A 383-nucleotide genomic window follows, 5' to 3' on the forward strand; every position below is an offset into this window, starting at 1 on the left:
CGCCGAGATCGGCGCGCCGGGGCAGCCTTTCGGCGATCCGGCGACGCCGATCGCCTTCGAGGCGGCGTTGGCCGTCTCGCCGCTAGACGGGTCAACACCCGCGACAACACACCGGCAGTTGTCCATGTCGACCTGGTGCAAGGTAACCAGATTGAGGTCACCATCGCCGCAAAAGGCGGCGGGTCGGAGAACAAGGCACGTTTTACCACCCTCAATCCCAGCGCCTCCGTTTCCGACTGGGTGGTCAATACCGTTTCGACCCTTGGCAGCGGGTGGTGTCCACCTGGACTGATCTCTGTCGGCATCGGTGGTAGCGCTGAAAAGGCGATGCTGCTGGCCAAGGAGGCCATGAACGAGCCCATCGATATGGCGGAACTGATCGC

At 63.2% G+C, this 383-nt stretch carries 1 protein-coding gene; it reads left to right on the forward strand.

All coding sequences use genetic code 11. From position 1 onward, the window contains the following. The coding region (locus EN857_RS33480) for a fumarate hydratase (protein ID WP_245521681.1) at window positions 1-383 on the forward strand (383 nt) is incomplete at both ends.

The organism is Mesorhizobium sp. M4B.F.Ca.ET.214.01.1.1 (assembly GCF_004791545.1).
GTDB lineage: Bacteria > Pseudomonadota > Alphaproteobacteria > Rhizobiales > Rhizobiaceae > Mesorhizobium > Mesorhizobium abyssinicae.